This is a genomic window from Cupriavidus sp. GA3-3 (genome assembly GCF_000389805.1).
In the GTDB taxonomy this organism is placed as follows: domain Bacteria; phylum Pseudomonadota; class Gammaproteobacteria; order Burkholderiales; family Burkholderiaceae; genus Cupriavidus; species Cupriavidus necator_D.
In genome coordinates this window covers 370,493-385,455 of sequence record NZ_KB944461.1, presented here as the reverse complement: position 1 = coordinate 385,455, position 14,963 = coordinate 370,493, and the positions used below count along the sequence as shown (strand labels likewise).

At 68.1% G+C, this 14,963-nt stretch carries 13 protein-coding genes; 8 read left to right on the top strand and 5 right to left on the bottom strand.

The annotated features are described in order from the left end of the window. The first annotated feature begins 229 nt into the window (after window positions 1-229). The 4 genes from ribBA (at window position 230) to C265_RS04440 (ending at window position 3,751) form a co-directional block, all read left to right on the top strand. Window positions 230-1,339, top strand: coding sequence for a bifunctional 3,4-dihydroxy-2-butanone-4-phosphate synthase/GTP cyclohydrolase II (ribBA, locus tag C265_RS04455; RefSeq protein ID WP_010813762.1), 1,110 nt, complete (start codon window positions 230-232; stop codon window positions 1,337-1,339). A gap of 72 nt (window positions 1,340-1,411) precedes the next feature. Then, window positions 1,412-1,912, top strand: coding sequence for a 6,7-dimethyl-8-ribityllumazine synthase (gene ribH, locus C265_RS04450; protein ID WP_010813763.1), 501 nt, complete (start codon window positions 1,412-1,414; stop codon window positions 1,910-1,912). After that, complete coding sequence (gene nusB / locus C265_RS04445) at window positions 1,905-2,423, top strand: transcription antitermination factor NusB (protein ID WP_010813764.1); 519 nt, start codon at window positions 1,905-1,907, stop codon at window positions 2,421-2,423. Before ribH ends, nusB begins: the two co-directional genes overlap by 8 nt. Window positions 2,424-2,569: 146 nt before the next feature. Next, the gene (locus tag C265_RS04440) at window positions 2,570-3,751 is read left to right on the top strand and encodes a pyridoxal phosphate-dependent aminotransferase (protein WP_010813765.1); all 1,182 of its coding nucleotides are present in this window, start codon (window positions 2,570-2,572) and stop codon (window positions 3,749-3,751) included. Between the two features lie 80 nt (window positions 3,752-3,831). Here the strand turns inward: C265_RS04440 and C265_RS04435 are convergent, their stop codons facing one another. Next, complete coding sequence (locus C265_RS04435) at window positions 3,832-4,890, bottom strand: lytic transglycosylase domain-containing protein (protein ID WP_037023574.1); 1,059 nt, start codon at window positions 4,888-4,890, stop codon at window positions 3,832-3,834. A 648-nt stretch (window positions 4,891-5,538) separates the two neighbouring features. Here C265_RS04435 and ubiD point away from each other — a divergent pair. After that, on the top strand, window positions 5,539-7,068 hold the full coding sequence (gene ubiD / locus C265_RS04430) for a 4-hydroxy-3-polyprenylbenzoate decarboxylase (protein ID WP_010813767.1): 1,530 nt from the start codon (window positions 5,539-5,541) through the stop codon (window positions 7,066-7,068). Between the two features lie 108 nt (window positions 7,069-7,176). Further along, window positions 7,177-9,201, top strand: a complete 2,025-nt coding sequence (locus C265_RS04425; RefSeq protein WP_052181591.1) for an acetoacetate--CoA ligase — start codon at window positions 7,177-7,179, stop codon at window positions 9,199-9,201. A 21-nt stretch (window positions 9,202-9,222) separates the two neighbouring features. On the opposite strand, the gene C265_RS04420 is transcribed toward C265_RS04425, so the two are convergent. Next, window positions 9,223-9,876, bottom strand: a complete 654-nt coding sequence (locus C265_RS04420; protein WP_010813769.1) for a glutathione S-transferase family protein — start codon at window positions 9,874-9,876, stop codon at window positions 9,223-9,225. Window positions 9,877-10,126: 250 nt separating this feature from the next. On the opposite strand from C265_RS04420, the gene C265_RS04415 reads away from it, so the two are divergent. After that, entirely contained in the window at window positions 10,127-11,341 is a 1,215-nt protein-coding gene (locus C265_RS04415) for a polyhydroxyalkanoate depolymerase (protein ID WP_010813770.1), read from the top strand. An 84-nt stretch (window positions 11,342-11,425) separates the two neighbouring features. Beyond that, complete coding sequence (locus C265_RS04410) at window positions 11,426-12,328, top strand: aldose epimerase (RefSeq protein WP_037023572.1); 903 nt, start codon at window positions 11,426-11,428, stop codon at window positions 12,326-12,328. Window positions 12,329-12,343: 15 nt separating this feature from the next. Here C265_RS04410 and C265_RS04405 read toward each other — a convergent pair whose 3' ends face one another. The 3 genes from C265_RS04405 to C265_RS04395 all read right to left on the bottom strand — a co-directional run bounded on the left by C265_RS04405 (window position 12,344) and on the right by C265_RS04395 (window position 14,918). Continuing rightward, window positions 12,344-12,721 carry a DUF5594 family protein gene (locus tag C265_RS04405; RefSeq protein WP_010813772.1) on the bottom strand — a complete coding sequence of 126 codons (378 nt, stop codon included), beginning with the start codon at window positions 12,719-12,721 and terminating at the stop codon, window positions 12,344-12,346. An 86-nt stretch (window positions 12,722-12,807) separates the two neighbouring features. Further along, window positions 12,808-13,920 carry a CoA transferase gene (locus C265_RS04400; protein ID WP_010813773.1) on the bottom strand — a complete coding sequence of 371 codons (1,113 nt, stop codon included), beginning with the start codon at window positions 13,918-13,920 and terminating at the stop codon, window positions 12,808-12,810. 8 nt (window positions 13,921-13,928) lie between these two features. Then, window positions 13,929-14,918 (bottom strand): tripartite tricarboxylate transporter substrate binding protein, encoded by a 990-nt coding sequence (locus tag C265_RS04395; RefSeq protein ID WP_010813774.1) that lies wholly within the window; start codon window positions 14,916-14,918, stop codon window positions 13,929-13,931. Window positions 14,919-14,963 lie beyond the last annotated feature (45 nt).

The following is a 14,963-nucleotide window of genomic DNA, read 5'->3' as shown; positions in this document are numbered from 1 at the left end:
CACCCGCTTCAGGCAGGCGCCGCACTTTCCGGCGCCGTCGCCTCACGCCTTGCCTGCCTTGGCGTACAATACCCGGCTTGACTGGGCAACCTGCCGGGCGTATATGGCCTGGCCGGCCCGGCCCGACGCCCCGCCTCAGTCCGGCCGCTTTCAACCGCGGCCATGTTTCCTGCCCCAGCTATTCGCCGGTTTTTCGCTCGATTCGCCCCAATTTGCCGTTCAGCACGCCATGAAAATCGCCCGTACCGAAGACATCATTGCCGACATCCGCGCCGGCCGCATGGTCATCCTCGTCGATGAGGAAGACCGCGAGAATGAAGGCGATCTGGTGCTGGCTGCCGATTTCGTCACACCGGAAGCGATCAACTTCATGGCCAAGCACGGCCGCGGGCTGATCTGCCTGACCCTGACCGCCGAGCGCTGCCGCCAGCTGGACCTGCACCCGATGGTCAGCCGCAACGGCACCCAGCACGGCACCAACTTCACCGTGTCGATCGAGGCTGCCGAGGGCGTGACCACCGGCATTTCCGCCGCCGACCGCGCCCGCACCGTGCAGGCCGCCGTCGCCCGCGACGCCAGGCCGGCCGACCTGGTCCAGCCCGGCCATATCTTCCCGCTGACGGCCCAGCCCGGCGGCGTGCTGATCCGCGCCGGCCATACCGAGGCCGGCTGCGACCTGGGCGCGCTGGCAGGCCTGACGCCGGCGGCCGTGATCTGCGAGATCATGAAGGACGACGGCACCATGGCGCGCCTGCCGGACCTGATCGAGTTCGCGCAGGAACATGACCTGAAGATCGGCACCATTGCCGACCTGATCCACTACCGCAGCCGCACCGAGAGCATTATCGAGCGTGTGGGCGAGCGCGCCATGCAGACGCCCTACGGCACCTTCCACAGCATCGCCTACCGCGACAAGCCCACCGGCCAGGCGCACCTGGCGCTGGTCAAGGGTTCGCCCGCGCCGGACCAGGAAACGCTGGTGCGCGTGCACGAGCCCTTCTCGGTGCTGGACCTGCTGGAAGTGAAGTGCACCACTCATTCCTGGAGCATTCCGGCGGCAATGAAAGCCATCGCCGAGGCCGACAGCGGCGTGATCGTGCTGCTTAACTGCGGCGACTCGGCCGACCAGCTGTTCACGCAGTTCAGCGCGCTGGACGCGCCGCAGTCGCGCCCGCGCCGCAAGCCGGACCTGCGCACCTACGGCATGGGCGCGCAGATCCTGAAGGATGTTGGCGTGGGCAGGATGCGCGTGCTGGCGTCGCCGCAGCGCATGCCCAGCATGACCGGCTTCGACCTCGAGGTCACCGGCTACCAACCCATGAACGGCCAGGCCGACTGAGCCTGCGCCACCCGGACACCCCGGCAGCGCGCACCAGCGCCGCTGCCGCCCCGAAAACTGGAGAACTGAACAATGGATCACGGCTTCTACCCCAGCAACCTCGACGGTGAAGGCCTGCGTATCGGCATCGTGCAGGCCCGCTTCAACGAGCCGGTCTGCGCCGAACTGCTCGAAGCCTGCGTGGCCGAGCTGGAAAAGCTCGGCGTCGAGGGCGAAGACACCCTGGTGGTGACCGTCCCCGGCGCGCTGGAAATCCCGCTGGCGCTGCAGAAGATGTGCGAGAGCGGCCAGTTCGACGCCCTGGTCGCCCTGGGCGCCGTGGTGCGCGGCGAGACCTACCACTTCGAGCTGGTCTCGAACGAGTCGGGCGCCGGCATCACCCGCGTCGGCCTGGACTTCAATGTGCCGATCGCCAATGGCATCCTGACCGTGGATACTGACGAGCAGGCCCACGCCCGCACGCGCGAGAAGGGCCGCGACTGCGCCCGCGCCGCGGTGGAGATGGCCAACCTGGTCGCCGCGCTCGATTCGCTGCGCGGCCAGGAAGATGAAGACGAGGACGACGATGAGTGATACGTCGAACACCCCCGACAACGACGGCGGCAAGACAGCCGGCGGCAAGCCCGCCGCGGCCCGCACCGAGGCCAAGGCACCGCCCAAGAGCGCGCGCCGCCGCTCGCGCGAGCTGGCTCTGCAAGGGCTGTATCAGTGGCTGCTGAACCGTAATGACATCGGGGCGATCCAGGCTCACCTGCATGATGCGCAAGGTTTCAACAAGGCCGACCGCGAGCACTTCGACGCGCTCCTCAACGGCGCCGTACGCGAGGAAGCCCGCCTGACCGCCGCCTTCGAGCCGTTCCTGGACCGCAAGGTCGAAGAACTGTCGCCGGTCGAGCGCGCCGCCCTGCTGGTCGGCAGCTATGAGCTGGTGCACTGCCTCGACATCCCGTACAAGGTCGTGATCAACGAAGCCGTCGAGCTGACCAAGACCTTTGGCGGCGTCGAGGGCTACAAGTACGTCAACGGCGTACTGGACAAGCTTGCCGCCCAGGTGCGCGCGGCCGAGGTCGCGGCGCGCCGCTGAGTTGCCAGCTGAGCCGCCCGCGGGCCGGCCCACGCCATCACGGCTGGCTTGCGCCGGCAGTGATGAAGACGACACCCGCCCCGGCGGGTGTTTTCATTCCTACCTATCCTCTTGCTGAACGGGCCCCGGGCCCGTCCCGGACCACCATGGACATGCAGCACCTGGCCACCGCCTCCCGCCTCGCCAATATCGAAGCCTTCCACGTGATGGAACTGGCCAAGCAGGCCGCCGCGCTGGAACGCGCCGGCCGCCATATCGTGCACATGGGTATCGGCGAGCCGGACTTTACCGCCGCCGAGCCGGTGGTGCGCGCGGCCGAAGCCGCCATGCGCCGCGGCGTGACCCAGTACACCGGCGCGCTCGGCATCCATCCGCTGCGCGAGGCCATCGCGGGCTATTACAAGACGGCCTACGGGCTGGATATCCCGGCCCGGCGCGTGATCGTCACGGCCGGCGCCTCGGGCGCGCTGCTGCTGGCGTGCGCGGTGCTGGTCGAGATCGGTGCCGAGGTGCTGATGCCCGACCCCAGCTACCCCTGCAACCGGCACTTCGTCGCCGCCTTCGACGGCGCCGCGCGCATGATCCCGAGCGGCCCGGCCGAGCGCTTCCAGCTGACCGCCGCGCAGGTCGAGGCCAACTGGGGCGAGCAGACCCGCGGCGTGCTGCTGGCATCGCCTTCCAACCCCACCGGCACCTCGATCCTGCCCGACGAGCTCGCCCGCATCCTGCAGGCCGTGCGCGCGCGCAACGGCTTTGCCATCCTCGACGAGATCTACCAGGGCCTGTCCTATGACGCGCCGCCGGTCTCGGCACTGAGCCTGGACGAGAACGTGGTCACGGTGAACAGCTTCTCCAAGTACTTCAACATGACGGGCTGGCGCCTGGGCTGGCTGGTGGTGCCGGAGGCGCTGGTGGAAGCCTTCGAGAAGGTCGCGCAGAACCTGTTCATCTGCGCGTCGGCCGTGGCGCAGTACGCCGCGCTGGCCTGCTTCACCCCCGAGGCCCTGGCGATCTACGACGAACGCAAGGCCGAGTTCCGCCGCCGCCGCGACCTGATCGTGCCGGCACTGGAGTCCCTTGGCCTGCGCGTGCCGGTGCGCCCCGACGGCGCCTTCTATGTCTACGCCGACTGCCGCGGCGTCAACCACCCCGCCGCCGGCGATGCCGACCGGCTGACGCAGGCGATGCTGCACGATGCGGGCGTGGTCATGGTGCCGGGGCAGGATTTCGGCCCGCATACGGCGAAGGACTACATCCGGATCTCGTACGCGACCTCGCGCGAGAATATCGAGGAGGCGATGGCGCGCCTCGGCAAGCTGTTCCGCTGACCGGCCTCTGCCGCGGCTGAAGCAGGCAAAAGAAAAGCACCCCGCGGGGTGCTTTTCTGATTGGCGGTACCGTTGCGCGCTCAGGCGTTGTGCGGACCGTTGTTCGCTTCCAGTTTCTCGGTCGGGGCCAGCCGCTCGGCCGGGGCCTTGACCTCGACCGGCTTGTCGGCGTTGGCGGGCGCGTTGCGCACGCCCAGCAGCTGGCGCAGGCGGGCACGCTCGGCCAGCACCTTGGCGCCGTAGCCGCCATCGGTAGCCGTGGTGGCACCGACGTAGTACTTCAGGCCGCCTTCGATCGAGCCGGCGCGGGCGATGCAGTCCTTGAGCACCAGCGCGCCGATCTTGATATTGGCATACGGGTTCAGTGCCGCGGCAACGCCGCCGACGGCCTCGTACTTGTCCTGGTGGACCTTGGTCATGACCTGCATCAGGCCCTGCGCGCCCACGCCGCTTTCGGCGTACGGGTTGAAGCTGGACTCGATCGCGATCACGCCCAGGATCAGCAGCGGGTCGATGCCGACCTCGCGGCCGGTCAGGTAGGCCGCCTTCACCAGCTGCGCGGTGGCCTGCGCCGCCACGCGGTACTTGCGGGCGATATAGTCGGCGACGGCCGCCTGCTCGCGCGCGCTGCCCAGCGTGGCGGTGCTGCGGGCGTCTTGCGCCACGCGCGTGACCGGGATCCGCGCGGCGAGGTGCGCGACCGACGGCACCTTGGCGGATGCCGCCAGGGTCCATTCGTCCACGCCCGACACCGTCGGCAGGCCGGCCTTGCCAAAGGCAAGCTTGGCCGCGGCGACGTCCGCCGAATGCGGCGGCACGGCAGTGCTGGCCACGGCAGGCGCGGCCGGCATGGCGGCGCCAACCAGCACCGCGGGTGCCTCGTCACCCGCCAGCAGCGCGGCCAGCGTGGTGCGCCATTCCTGGCTCAGCGACAGCGACACGGCCGAAACAACCGCGACCACGCCCAGGCTGTTCAGCGCGTACTTCAGCGTTGTGCGGCCACCGCGCAACGCGCGGCCCGCGACCGGATGCGCAAGACGGACCTGCAATGCCCGACTCACTCCGGGTACCGGCTGTCGGAGACGGACCTGCAAGGCCCGCCCGATGCCGGGAAGATGAAGGGTTTTCCAACCGCTCATGCTTACCTCCATCCGTTGCCCGCTTCGCGCGCCCGACTGCGGCACGCGCCCGATCTCAACGTACTCAAGTAAGGATGCCGCGCCGTCCAGCAGTGACGACCAAGCATCTGTTGGCAGGCGCTCCCCGTGCGCCCAACTGGAAACAGGCTACGCTCTGGGGGAGCGCACCCTGCCACGACTAAACTCACTACGCTCCGGCAAGTCGCCGGAGGCGACCGGTCGGCCCGCCTTGCTTCGGGTCCATACATCGGTCCTTGCTGGAGGGACTTTCTGGCACATTTTCTTTATGTGCACCCCTTGACACAGGGGGAAAATCCATGTTGCGACGCAACACTCCATGGAGCAACACCGGATTGTAGGAACGGTGTTATATCCCGTCAAGAATAATAACCTCGGTTTCTACTACTTACAGTTATTTGTAACAATGATTGCCATGTCGCCACCGGATCACCCGATTGCCCGCAAACGCAGGCCTGGCCTTGGCTGGTCGCTCGGAAAAGTACGCTGTCAGCGACAAAAAACTTACAATTTGCGCGGCTTGGCTTTGATGATTTTTTTGCCGCGGCGCCGGTGAATGTGTATCGTCACCGACTTCGACGCCGCCTTGCAGAGGCTTTCCCCCAGCCCCGCACCACAACAGAATTCACTATGCAATACAAAGACTTGCGCGATTTCATCGGCCAACTCGAAGGCATGGGCGAGCTGCGGCGCAGCGCCCGGCCGGTTGCGCCCAACCTGGAAATGACCGAAGTCTGCGACCGGCTGCTGCGCGCTGGAGGCCCCGCGGTCCTTTTTGAGAAACCTTCCGGAGCCAGCACCGATGGAGGTATCTATAGCGTCCCCGTACTGGCCAATCTGTTCGGCACGACACACAGAGTCGCACTTGGCATGGGCGCCGAATCGATGGAGGACCTGCGCGACATCGGCCGGGTCTTGTCAGCATTGAAGGAACCGGAACCGCCGCGCGGCCTGCGCGAGGCCGGCAAGCTGTTCACGCTGGCCAAATCTGTGTGGGATATGGCACCAAAGCGCGTCAGCAGCCCGGCCTGCCAGGAGGTGGTGTGGGAAGGCAACGACGTCGACCTGGCGCGCCTGCCGATCCAGACCTGCTGGCCCGGCGACGCCGCGCCGCTGATCACCTGGGGCCTGGTGGTGACCAAGGGCCCGCACAAGAAGCGCCAGAACCTTGGCATCTACCGCCAGCAGGTGATCGGCCGCAACCAGGTCATCATGCGCTGGCTGGCGCACCGCGGCGGCGCGCTGGATTTCCGCGAGCATGCGCTGGCCAATCCCGGCAAGCCCTTCCCGATCGCGGTGGCGCTGGGCGCGGACCCCGCCACCATCCTGGGCGCGGTGACGCCGGTGCCCGATACGCTGTCCGAGTACCAGTTCGCCGGCCTGCTGCGCGGCAGCCGCACCGCGCTGGCCGGCTGCCTCACGCCGACGCTGTCCGAGCTGAGCGTGCCCGCGTCGGCCGAGATCGTGCTCGAAGGCCATATCCAGCCCGACCCGAACCACCCGTCCGGCTACCAGCATGCGCTGGAAGGCCCGTTCGGCGACCACACCGGCTATTACAACGAGCAGGACTGGTTCCCGGTGTTCACCATCGACCGCATCACCATGCGGCGCGACCCGATCTACCACTCCACCTACACCGGCAAGCCGCCCGATGAGCCGGCGGTGCTGGGCGTGGCGCTGAACGAGGTGTTCGTGCCGCTGCTGCAGAAGCAGTTCCCGGAGATCACCGACTTCTACCTGCCGCCCGAGGGCTGCAGCTACCGCATGGCGCTGGTGCGCATGAAGAAGCAGTACGCCGGCCATGCCAAGCGCGTGATGTTCGGCGTGTGGAGCTTCCTGCGGCAGTTCATGTATACGAAGTTCATCGTGGTGGTCGATGACGATGTCGACGTGCGCGACTGGAAGGAAGTGATCTGGGCCATCACCACACGGGTCGACCCCAGCCGCGACACGGTGCTGGTCGACAACACGCCGATCGATTACCTGGACTTCGCCTCGCCGGTGTCGGGCCTGGGTTCCAAGATGGGCATCGACGCGACCGACAAGTGGCCGGGCGAGACCACGCGCGAATGGGGCACGCCGATCTCCATGGATGCCGCGGTCAAGGCGAAGGTCGATACCATGTGGGAAAGCCTGTTCGAGCGTCCGGCCGGCAACTGAATCTAAGGGCCGTTATCATTGCAGGCTGATGCCGGCTGCCGCCACACGAGCCCGGCATACCCATCGCCACCATCCGATGCCCGCGACAGACGGGCCCGAGGAGGAGACATGAGCACCCCCGCCCCTCTGACCGAAGGGAATCTGATGTGGACGCCGTCCGCGGCGTTCCGCGACAGCAGCCAGATCGCCGCCTTCATGCGCTGGCTGCGCGCCGAGCGCAGCCTGGCCTTTGACGACTACGACAGCCTGTGGCAGTGGTCGGTCACCGAGCTGGAAGCCTTCTGGGATGCCGTGCGCGCGTATTTCGACGTGCATTTCGACACGCCCGCCACGCAGGTGCTGGACCGCCACACCATGCCGGGCGCACGCTGGTTCGAAGGCGCGACGCTGAACTACGTGCAGCAGGTATTCCGCCATGCCGGCATTGGCAGCGCCCGCCAGCGCGCCGCGATCCGTTACGCCGGCGAAGCGCAGCCGCTGGCCGAAGTGAGCTGGGACACCCTCGAAGCCCAGGTCGCGTCGCTGGCGCATGCGCTGCGCCAGATGGGTGTGCAGCGCGGCGACCGTGTCGCCGGCTACCTGCCCAATATCCCCGCCACCATCGTCGCCTTCCTCGCCACCGCCAGCCTCGGCGCGGTGTGGTCGGGCTGCGCGCCCGACATGGGCCAGGTGGCAGTGATCGACCGCTTCCGCCAGATCGAGCCCAAGGTGCTGATAGCAGTCGATGGCTACCGCTATGGCGGCAAGGTCTACGACCGCGCCCCGGTGGTGGCAGACCTGGTCGCCACCCTCCCCTCGCTGACCGATCTCGTGCTCGTTCCACAGGTCGGCAGCAATGCGGCGCCGCCCGCCGGCGTGCGCACCCATGCCTGGCAGGAGGTGCTGGCGCACGACGTGCCGCTGGCGATCGAGCCGGTGCCGTTCGACCACCCGCTGTGGATCGTCTATTCGTCCGGCACCACCGGCATGCCCAAGCCGATCGTGCATGGCCATGGCGGCATCGTCATCGAGCAGCTCAAGCTGATGGCCTTCCATAACAACCTGGGCCCGGACGATGTCTTCCACTGGTACAGCAGCAGCGGCTGGATCATGTGGAACGCGCAGGTGGCCGGGCTGCTGCTGGGCACCACCATCGCACTGTATGACGGCAACCCGGCTTTTCCGGATGCCGGCGTGCTGTGGCGCTTCGTCGACGATGCCGGCGTGACCATGTTCGGCGCCGGCGCGGCCTTCTTCACCAACTGCATGAAGGCGGGCATCGAGCCGGCGCGCATCGCCGACGTGTCGCGCCTGCGCGGGCTCGGCTCGACCGGCTCGCCGCTGCCGGTCGAGGCCTACGACTGGATCTACCGCCATGTGCGCGAAGACATCTGGCTGGTGCCGATGTCGGGCGGCACCGACTTTGCCGGCTCGTTCGTCGCCGGCTGCCCGCTGCTGCCGGTCTATTCCGGCGAGATGCAGTGCCGCTGCCTGGGCGCCAGGGTGGAGGCCTTCGACGACCACGGCCAGCCGCTGCTCGACGCGGTGGGCGAACTGGTCTGCACCGAGCCGATGCCGTCGATGCCGCTCTACCTGTGGGGCGACACCGACGGCAAGCGCTATCGCGACAGCTATTTCGACACCTATCCCGGCGTCTGGCGGCATGGCGACTGGATCAAGATCACAAGGCGCGGCGGCGCTGTGATCTACGGGCGCTCGGACGCCACCATCAACCGCCACGGCATCCGCATGGGCACCAGCGAGCTGTACCGCGTGGTGGAAGACCTGCCGGAGGTGCTCGACAGCATGGTGGTCGACCTGGAATACCTGGGCCGCGAATCCTATATGCCGCTGTTCGTGGTGCTGCGCGAAGGCCTGGTGCTGGATGATGCGCTGCGCGACACCCTGCGCGCGCGCATCCGCGACGCGCTGTCCTCGCGCCACGTGCCCAACGAGATCGTGCAGGTGCCCGGCGTGCCGCGCACGCTGTCGGGCAAGAAGATGGAGGTGCCGATCAAGAAGCTGCTGCTCGGCCATGCGCCGCAGGGCATCGCCAACCGCGATGCGATGGCCAACCCGGACACGCTCGACTGGTACTTCGACTACGCCGCACGCTTCCTGGCTGCGCGGCAAGCCGAATCGGCCACGGCGTAGCGTCAGCGCCGGCGGCGGCCGCTAGAATTCCACATCCAGCTCGCTGATTTCGTCGGGTTCCTCGCGCGCCGCCGCGATCCACTCCTGCAGTTCCGGCATCGACAGGATCTGCTTGCAGTAGGCAACCGGCACGGGATCGAGCATCACGCCATAGGTGACAAAGCGCGTCACCACCGGCGCGTACATGGCGTCGGCCATGGTGCGCGTGCCGAACAGGTATGGCCCGCCGTAGCGCGTCAGGCATTCGGTCCAGATCGCCGTGACGCGATCGATGTCCGCCTGCGCACGCGACCACACCTTCATCCCGGGGAAATGCCCCTTCAGGTTCATCGGCAGCGCCGAACGCATCGCGGCGAACCCGGAATGCATCTCGCCGCAGATGGCACGGCAGTGGGCACGCGCGGCGCGGTCTTCCGGCAGCAGGCCAGCCTTGGGGTGGATTTCATTCAGGTATTCGGCGATTGCCAGCGTGTCCCACACCGTCACGCCGTGGTGGCGCAGGCACGGCACCAGGATCGACGGGGACAGCAGCAGGATTTCCGCACGCGCCGCGGCGTCGTCCGGCGGCACCAGCACTTCTTCGAATTCCAGGCCGGCAAAGCGCGCCAGCAGCCAGCCGCGCAGCGACCATGAGGAATAGGTCTTGCTGCTGATGGTGAGTGTGGTCTTGGACATCGCGCCTCCTTTACTGCTTGTTGCCGCTAATGGCCGCGCACCTATGCAGTGCATCCGGCAGGCACCAGTCTGAAGCCGCTGCGCGCAACGCGCCGCGAAGCGGCGCCATGCCCATGCGCCAGGCGCATGCCTCGCTACTTGCGCGGCATTGTCCGCCCGCTCACAGCACAATGCGCAAGGCGCGTGCCAGGCATAAACTGATGGCATGCATATTGCGGCTCGCAAGAACCAGAATAGCGGGGACCGAGCCATGCTGTACCACGCCTACCAGATCTACGCGGACATGATACTGCCGGCCTGCACGCTGGCGGAGCTGGCTGCCGCGACGCTGGCGGCAAATCCCAGGTCCGGTGGTTTCGACGCGGTGCCCCGCCTGCGTGCCGCCTGCGAGCTCATCGCACTGGTGCGGCTCACGCACCACCGGCCGGCCTTCGGCATCGACCACGCAACCGTCGGCGGCCAGCCGGTGCCGGTCACCGAGGAAGTCGTCGCGCGCACGCCGTTCTGCTCGCTGCTGCACTTCCGCCGCCACGGCATCGTCGGCCAGCCGCGCGTGCTGCTGGTGGCGCCGATGTCCGGCCACTTCGCCACGCTGCTGCGCGGCACGGTCCAGACCATGCTGGCCGACCACGACGTCTATCTCACCGACTGGCACAACCCCCGCGACATTCCGTTGCTGGCCGGGCGCTTCGGCTTCGATGAATTCGTGCAGCACCTGATCGGCTTCCTGCAGACGCTGGGCGGCGGCACGCATCTGGTGGCGATTTGCCAGCCTGCCGTGGCAGCGCTGGCGGCAGCGGCACTCATGGCCGAGGACGGGGATCCCGCCCAGCCGCCCAGCCTGACGCTGATGGCCGGCCCCATCGACGCGCGCGTCAATCCGACCAAGGTCAACGCGCTGGCCATGAGCCAACCCCTCGAATGGTTCGAGCGCACCTTGATCGGCATGGTGCCGCTGCGCTTTGCCGGCGCGATGCGGCGCGTCTACCCGGGCCACGTGCAGCTGCTGGCCTTCATGAGCATGAACCCGGAGCGGCACGAACAGGCGCTGCGCGAGCTCTACGCCCTGCGCGAGCGCGGCGAGCACGACAAGGCCGATGCCATCCGCGACTTCTACATCGAGTACTTCGCCACCATGGACCTGACCGCGGAGTTCTACCTGGAAACCGTCAGCCTGGTATTCCAGCGCTTCCTGCTGGCCCAGGGCCTGCTTGACGTGAGCGGACGCCGTGTCCGCACGCGCGCCATCCACCGCACCGCCCTGCTCACCGTGGAGGGTGAACGCGACGATATCTGCGCCATCGGCCAGACCGTGGCGGCGCAGGACCTGTGCTCCAGCCTGCGCCCCTACATGCGCATGCATCATGTGCAGACCGGGGTCGGGCACTATGGCGTGTTCAACGGCAGGCGGTGGGAGACGCAGGTGTACCCGCTGGTGCGCAACACCATCTACACCAGCAGCTAACCCGGCAGCCGCCAGCGCGCTGGCCTCGCTTATCATGGCAGCTGCGCCGGGCGGCACGCGAACGGCGCGGCACCAACGATCAACATGCCATTGCTACCGACACAAGACTTCCAGGGCCAGCCGCTGGTCCGGATCGGCGATGCCGACACGTTCCTGCTGCTCGCCCCGCAACACGGCGGGCGGCTGGTCCGCTGGGTGCACCGCGGACAGGACATCCTCTACTGGCCGGACGCTGCCGACTGGTCCCGCCCGGCCACGGTCCGCGGCGGCAACCCGCTGCTGTTTCCGTTTATCGGCCGGCATTTTGCCAATGGCAATCCGGGCCAGTGGCGCGACGGGCAAGGGACCATGCACACGCTGGCGCAGCACGGCTTTGCGCGCGACCTGCCCTTCGACGTCAGCGCCATCGACGCGCAAGCCGCGATCACGATGACGCTGCGCGACAGCGATGCAACGCGCGCCGGCTACCCCTTTGCCTTTGTCTTCGACGCCATCTACCGCTTGCTGCCCGACGGCCTCGAAGTCACGCTGCGCACCATCAATACCGGCGCGCAACGCCTGCCCTGCTATCCCGGCCACCATTTCTATTTCGCGCTGCCGCACGCGCAACGTGGCGCCGCGTCGCTGGCATTGCCGGGCACGGACCGCATGCGCCAGCTACCCGATGGCAGCCCCGGGCCCGCAGAGCGGGGCGAGACGACTTACTGGCTGGACGACGCACGCCTGCAGGACACGTTCCACGTCTTTCGCGACAGCCCGTCCGCCGCGCTGGCGATGCCGGACCGCCGCGTCACGTTCGAACTCGACCTTGCCGGCAGCGCGCCATGGCATGCCGTGACGACCTGGTCCGAAAACGAAACCTCCGACTTCTATTGCGTGGAACCGTGGGCAGGCCTGCCCGACGCGATCCACCACGGCCAGGGGCTGCGCTGGATCGAGCCGGGGCAAACTGAAAGCGCGATCTGCCGGCTGCGGGTGGCTGGCTGAGTCAGTGCACCCGGCTCAGCGCTCGAAATCCAGCCCGCCGATCAGGATCGCCGGGTCAGCCTGCGACAGCGAGCGGAAGTCGATCCCGCGCGGCTCCTGCCAGGCGCGCAGCTTGGCCGGCAACGCCGCCAGGTAACCGGCAAAGCGCACCTCGCCACCGGCCGCGAACAAGCGCTGCACCTCCAGTCCATCCCACGCCAGCGTGATATCCAGCGCATAAGGGTGGCGCCGCAGGTCCGGCGGACCATCCCCGGTCATGCGCAGGCGCGGTGGCCGGCCGGGGGCTTCGGCGGGCAGGGTGTGGAGTTGCACGCGCCGGTCATGCTGGCCAATCGCGGCGGCGATGCGCGGCAGGCATTCCGCTTCAAAGCGGGCGAAGAAATCGGTGGTCAAGGTGGCGGCGTCCTGACGTTGCGAGTTGGAGCGATGGCGGCACACAGCCGTGCGCCATCGTGCCAGCAACTATACGCCGCCGGGTGTCATACCGGGCGGTAGACCTGGAAGCCCAGCCCCGGCGACAGCACCTCGGTCTCCCCTTCCTGCAGCGCCACCGGCCGCAGGCTGCCATTGGCCATCGACTCCCCCGCAAACTCAGCGATATTGCGCAGGCGGGCCGCCGGGATCCCCAGCGCGCTGAGGCGCAATTCCAGATCCTCCGCGGTGCCCGCCGCCACTGCGCCCGCAATCGCCCGCTTGAGCGCGGCCGGATCGAGCGAGCGCACGAAGGCAGGCAAGGCGCCCGCATCCAGCGGCGTCTCGAACAAGGCCGGATCTTGCGCAAGCCCGCCCAGCCCGAGTGCGTCAAGCAGCGCCAGCAACTGCTTCGGCGTATTCGCGCCGATCGCCAGCCAGCCATCCTGCGTGCGGAAGAAATCGGCCGACGGGCTGCCCGAATAGCCCTGGTTGCCCTGCCGCGCCGGCACGCCGCCGGTGGTCATGGCATCGCACGTCATCGGATACATCAGTTGCAGGCCGGCGGTGGCCATCGAGACATCGAGCAGCATGCCCCGCCCCGTGCGTTCGCTCTCGCGCACGCCGGCCAGGATGGCAAAGGCGGCCAGCATGCCGGTGGCCGAGTCGATCACCGGGAAGCCGGTCTTCATCGGCGGATCGCCCTCGGTGCCGCCCATCCAGGCCATGCCGGTGGCGGCCTGCACCACGTGGTCGTAGGCAGGCCGGCCATGCCACTGCGCCGCGCCGCGGCCAAAGCCCGAGATGCTGCAATAGACCACGCGCGGATTGCGCGCGCGCACGGCTTCATAGCCCAGCCCGAAGCGCTCGAGCACGCCCGGCCGCAGGTTGTCGACGAAGACATCGCAGCGGCCGGCCAGTTCCAGCGCGTGTTCGCGCCCTGCCTCATCCGACAGGTCGAGCGCCAGCGACGACTTGCCCGCATTGAGCGCGACAAAGGCGGCATGACCCTTGCCCGCGCGGCGCATCACGTCGCCACCGCCGGCGCTCTCGACCTTGGTGATCCGCGCCCCCAACTGCGCCAGCAGGAAGGTGGCAAACGGCCCGGCGATCACGTGCGAGAAATCCAGCACGGTGATGCCGGCCAGCGGGGCAAAGTCCGGTTGTGGAGTGAGGGTCATGGGATAGCCTATTCGATGGTGATGCGGTTCTTGTCGATAACCTGGCGGATGCGGGTGGTCTCATCGGCCACCAGCCGCGAGAAGGCTTCAGGCGTGGGCGTCGGCGCAAGCACCGCGCCCATCTCGGCATAGCGCCGGCGCAGGCCGGGATCGCCCAGCGCCTGCAGCACCGCGGCATGCAGCCGCGCCACGATCGGCGCGGGCAGATGCGGCGGCGCCCAGATGCCGCTCCATGCGTCGAGATCGAGATCCTTGCGGCCCAGCGCCTCATTCAGCGTGGGCACCTGCGGCAGCACCGCGGCGCGGCTGGCCGAGGTCACCGCCAGGGCCCGCACCTTGCCGCTGGCGATCTGCGGAATCGCCGTCGCCGCCACCGGGAAGCCGAACTGCGTGTCGCCCTTTATCAGCGATGGCACGATCTCGACCGAGCCCTTGTACGGCACATGCACCACTTCGATGCCGGTGGCCGACGCAAACGCCGCGCCCGACACATGCGCGGCCGAGCCGATCCCGCCCGAGGCGTAGTTCAGCGTGCCCGGCGCGCGCCGCGCCGCGGCGACCAGGTCGGCCACGTTCCGGTACGGCGAGCCGGCGCTGACCACCAGCACCGCCGGACTGACGCCGACGCGGATGATGTGGGTGAACGCCATCGGGTCGAACTTCGCGCCGGGCTGCAGCAGCTTCTGCGTGACATGGGTCGAGGCACCCAGCATCAGCGTGTAGCCATCCGCCGGCTGCTGCGCGACAAATTCCGCGGCCAGGATGCCGCCTGCACCGACCTTGTTCTCGACCACCACCGGCTGGCCAAGCTCTCGCGCCAGCAACTCAGCCAGCTTGCGGGTCTGGATATCCGGACCGCCGCCGGCGGCGTAGGGCACCACCAGCCGGATCGGGCGGTTGGGATAGGGACTGGCCGCACCGGCCCTGCCCAGCGCGGCAGCGGCCGGCAGCGCCAGCAGGGACTTCAGCAGCAGGCGGCGCCCGACGTTGGCATGCATCGCATGTCTCCTCCATGGTTTGCCCCGATTGTCCGGCGCCGGGCC

Bases quoted from the DNA above. Each gene is read 5' to 3' on its own strand.
- ribBA (WP_010813762.1), top strand. From the start codon at position 230: ATGAAAATCGCCCGTACCGAAGACATCATTGCCGACATCCGCGCCGGC.
- ribH (WP_010813763.1), top strand. From the start codon at position 1,412: ATGGATCACGGCTTCTACCCCAGCAACCTCGACGGTGAAGGCCTGCGT.
- nusB (WP_010813764.1), top strand. From the start codon at position 1,905: ATGAGTGATACGTCGAACACCCCCGACAACGACGGCGGCAAGACAGCC.
- C265_RS04440 (WP_010813765.1), top strand. From the start codon at position 2,570: ATGGACATGCAGCACCTGGCCACCGCCTCCCGCCTCGCCAATATCGAA.
- C265_RS04435 (WP_037023574.1), bottom strand. From the start codon at position 4,890: ATGAGCGGTTGGAAAACCCTTCATCTTCCCGGCATCGGGCGGGCCTTG.
- ubiD (WP_010813767.1), top strand. From the start codon at position 5,539: ATGCAATACAAAGACTTGCGCGATTTCATCGGCCAACTCGAAGGCATG.
- C265_RS04425 (WP_052181591.1), top strand. From the start codon at position 7,177: ATGAGCACCCCCGCCCCTCTGACCGAAGGGAATCTGATGTGGACGCCG.
- C265_RS04420 (WP_010813769.1), bottom strand. From the start codon at position 9,876: ATGTCCAAGACCACACTCACCATCAGCAGCAAGACCTATTCCTCATGG.
- C265_RS04415 (WP_010813770.1), top strand. From the start codon at position 10,127: ATGCTGTACCACGCCTACCAGATCTACGCGGACATGATACTGCCGGCC.
- C265_RS04410 (WP_037023572.1), top strand. From the start codon at position 11,426: ATGCCATTGCTACCGACACAAGACTTCCAGGGCCAGCCGCTGGTCCGG.
- C265_RS04400 (WP_010813773.1), bottom strand. From the start codon at position 13,920: ATGACCCTCACTCCACAACCGGACTTTGCCCCGCTGGCCGGCATCACC.
- C265_RS04395 (WP_010813774.1), bottom strand. From the start codon at position 14,918: ATGCATGCCAACGTCGGGCGCCGCCTGCTGCTGAAGTCCCTGCTGGCG.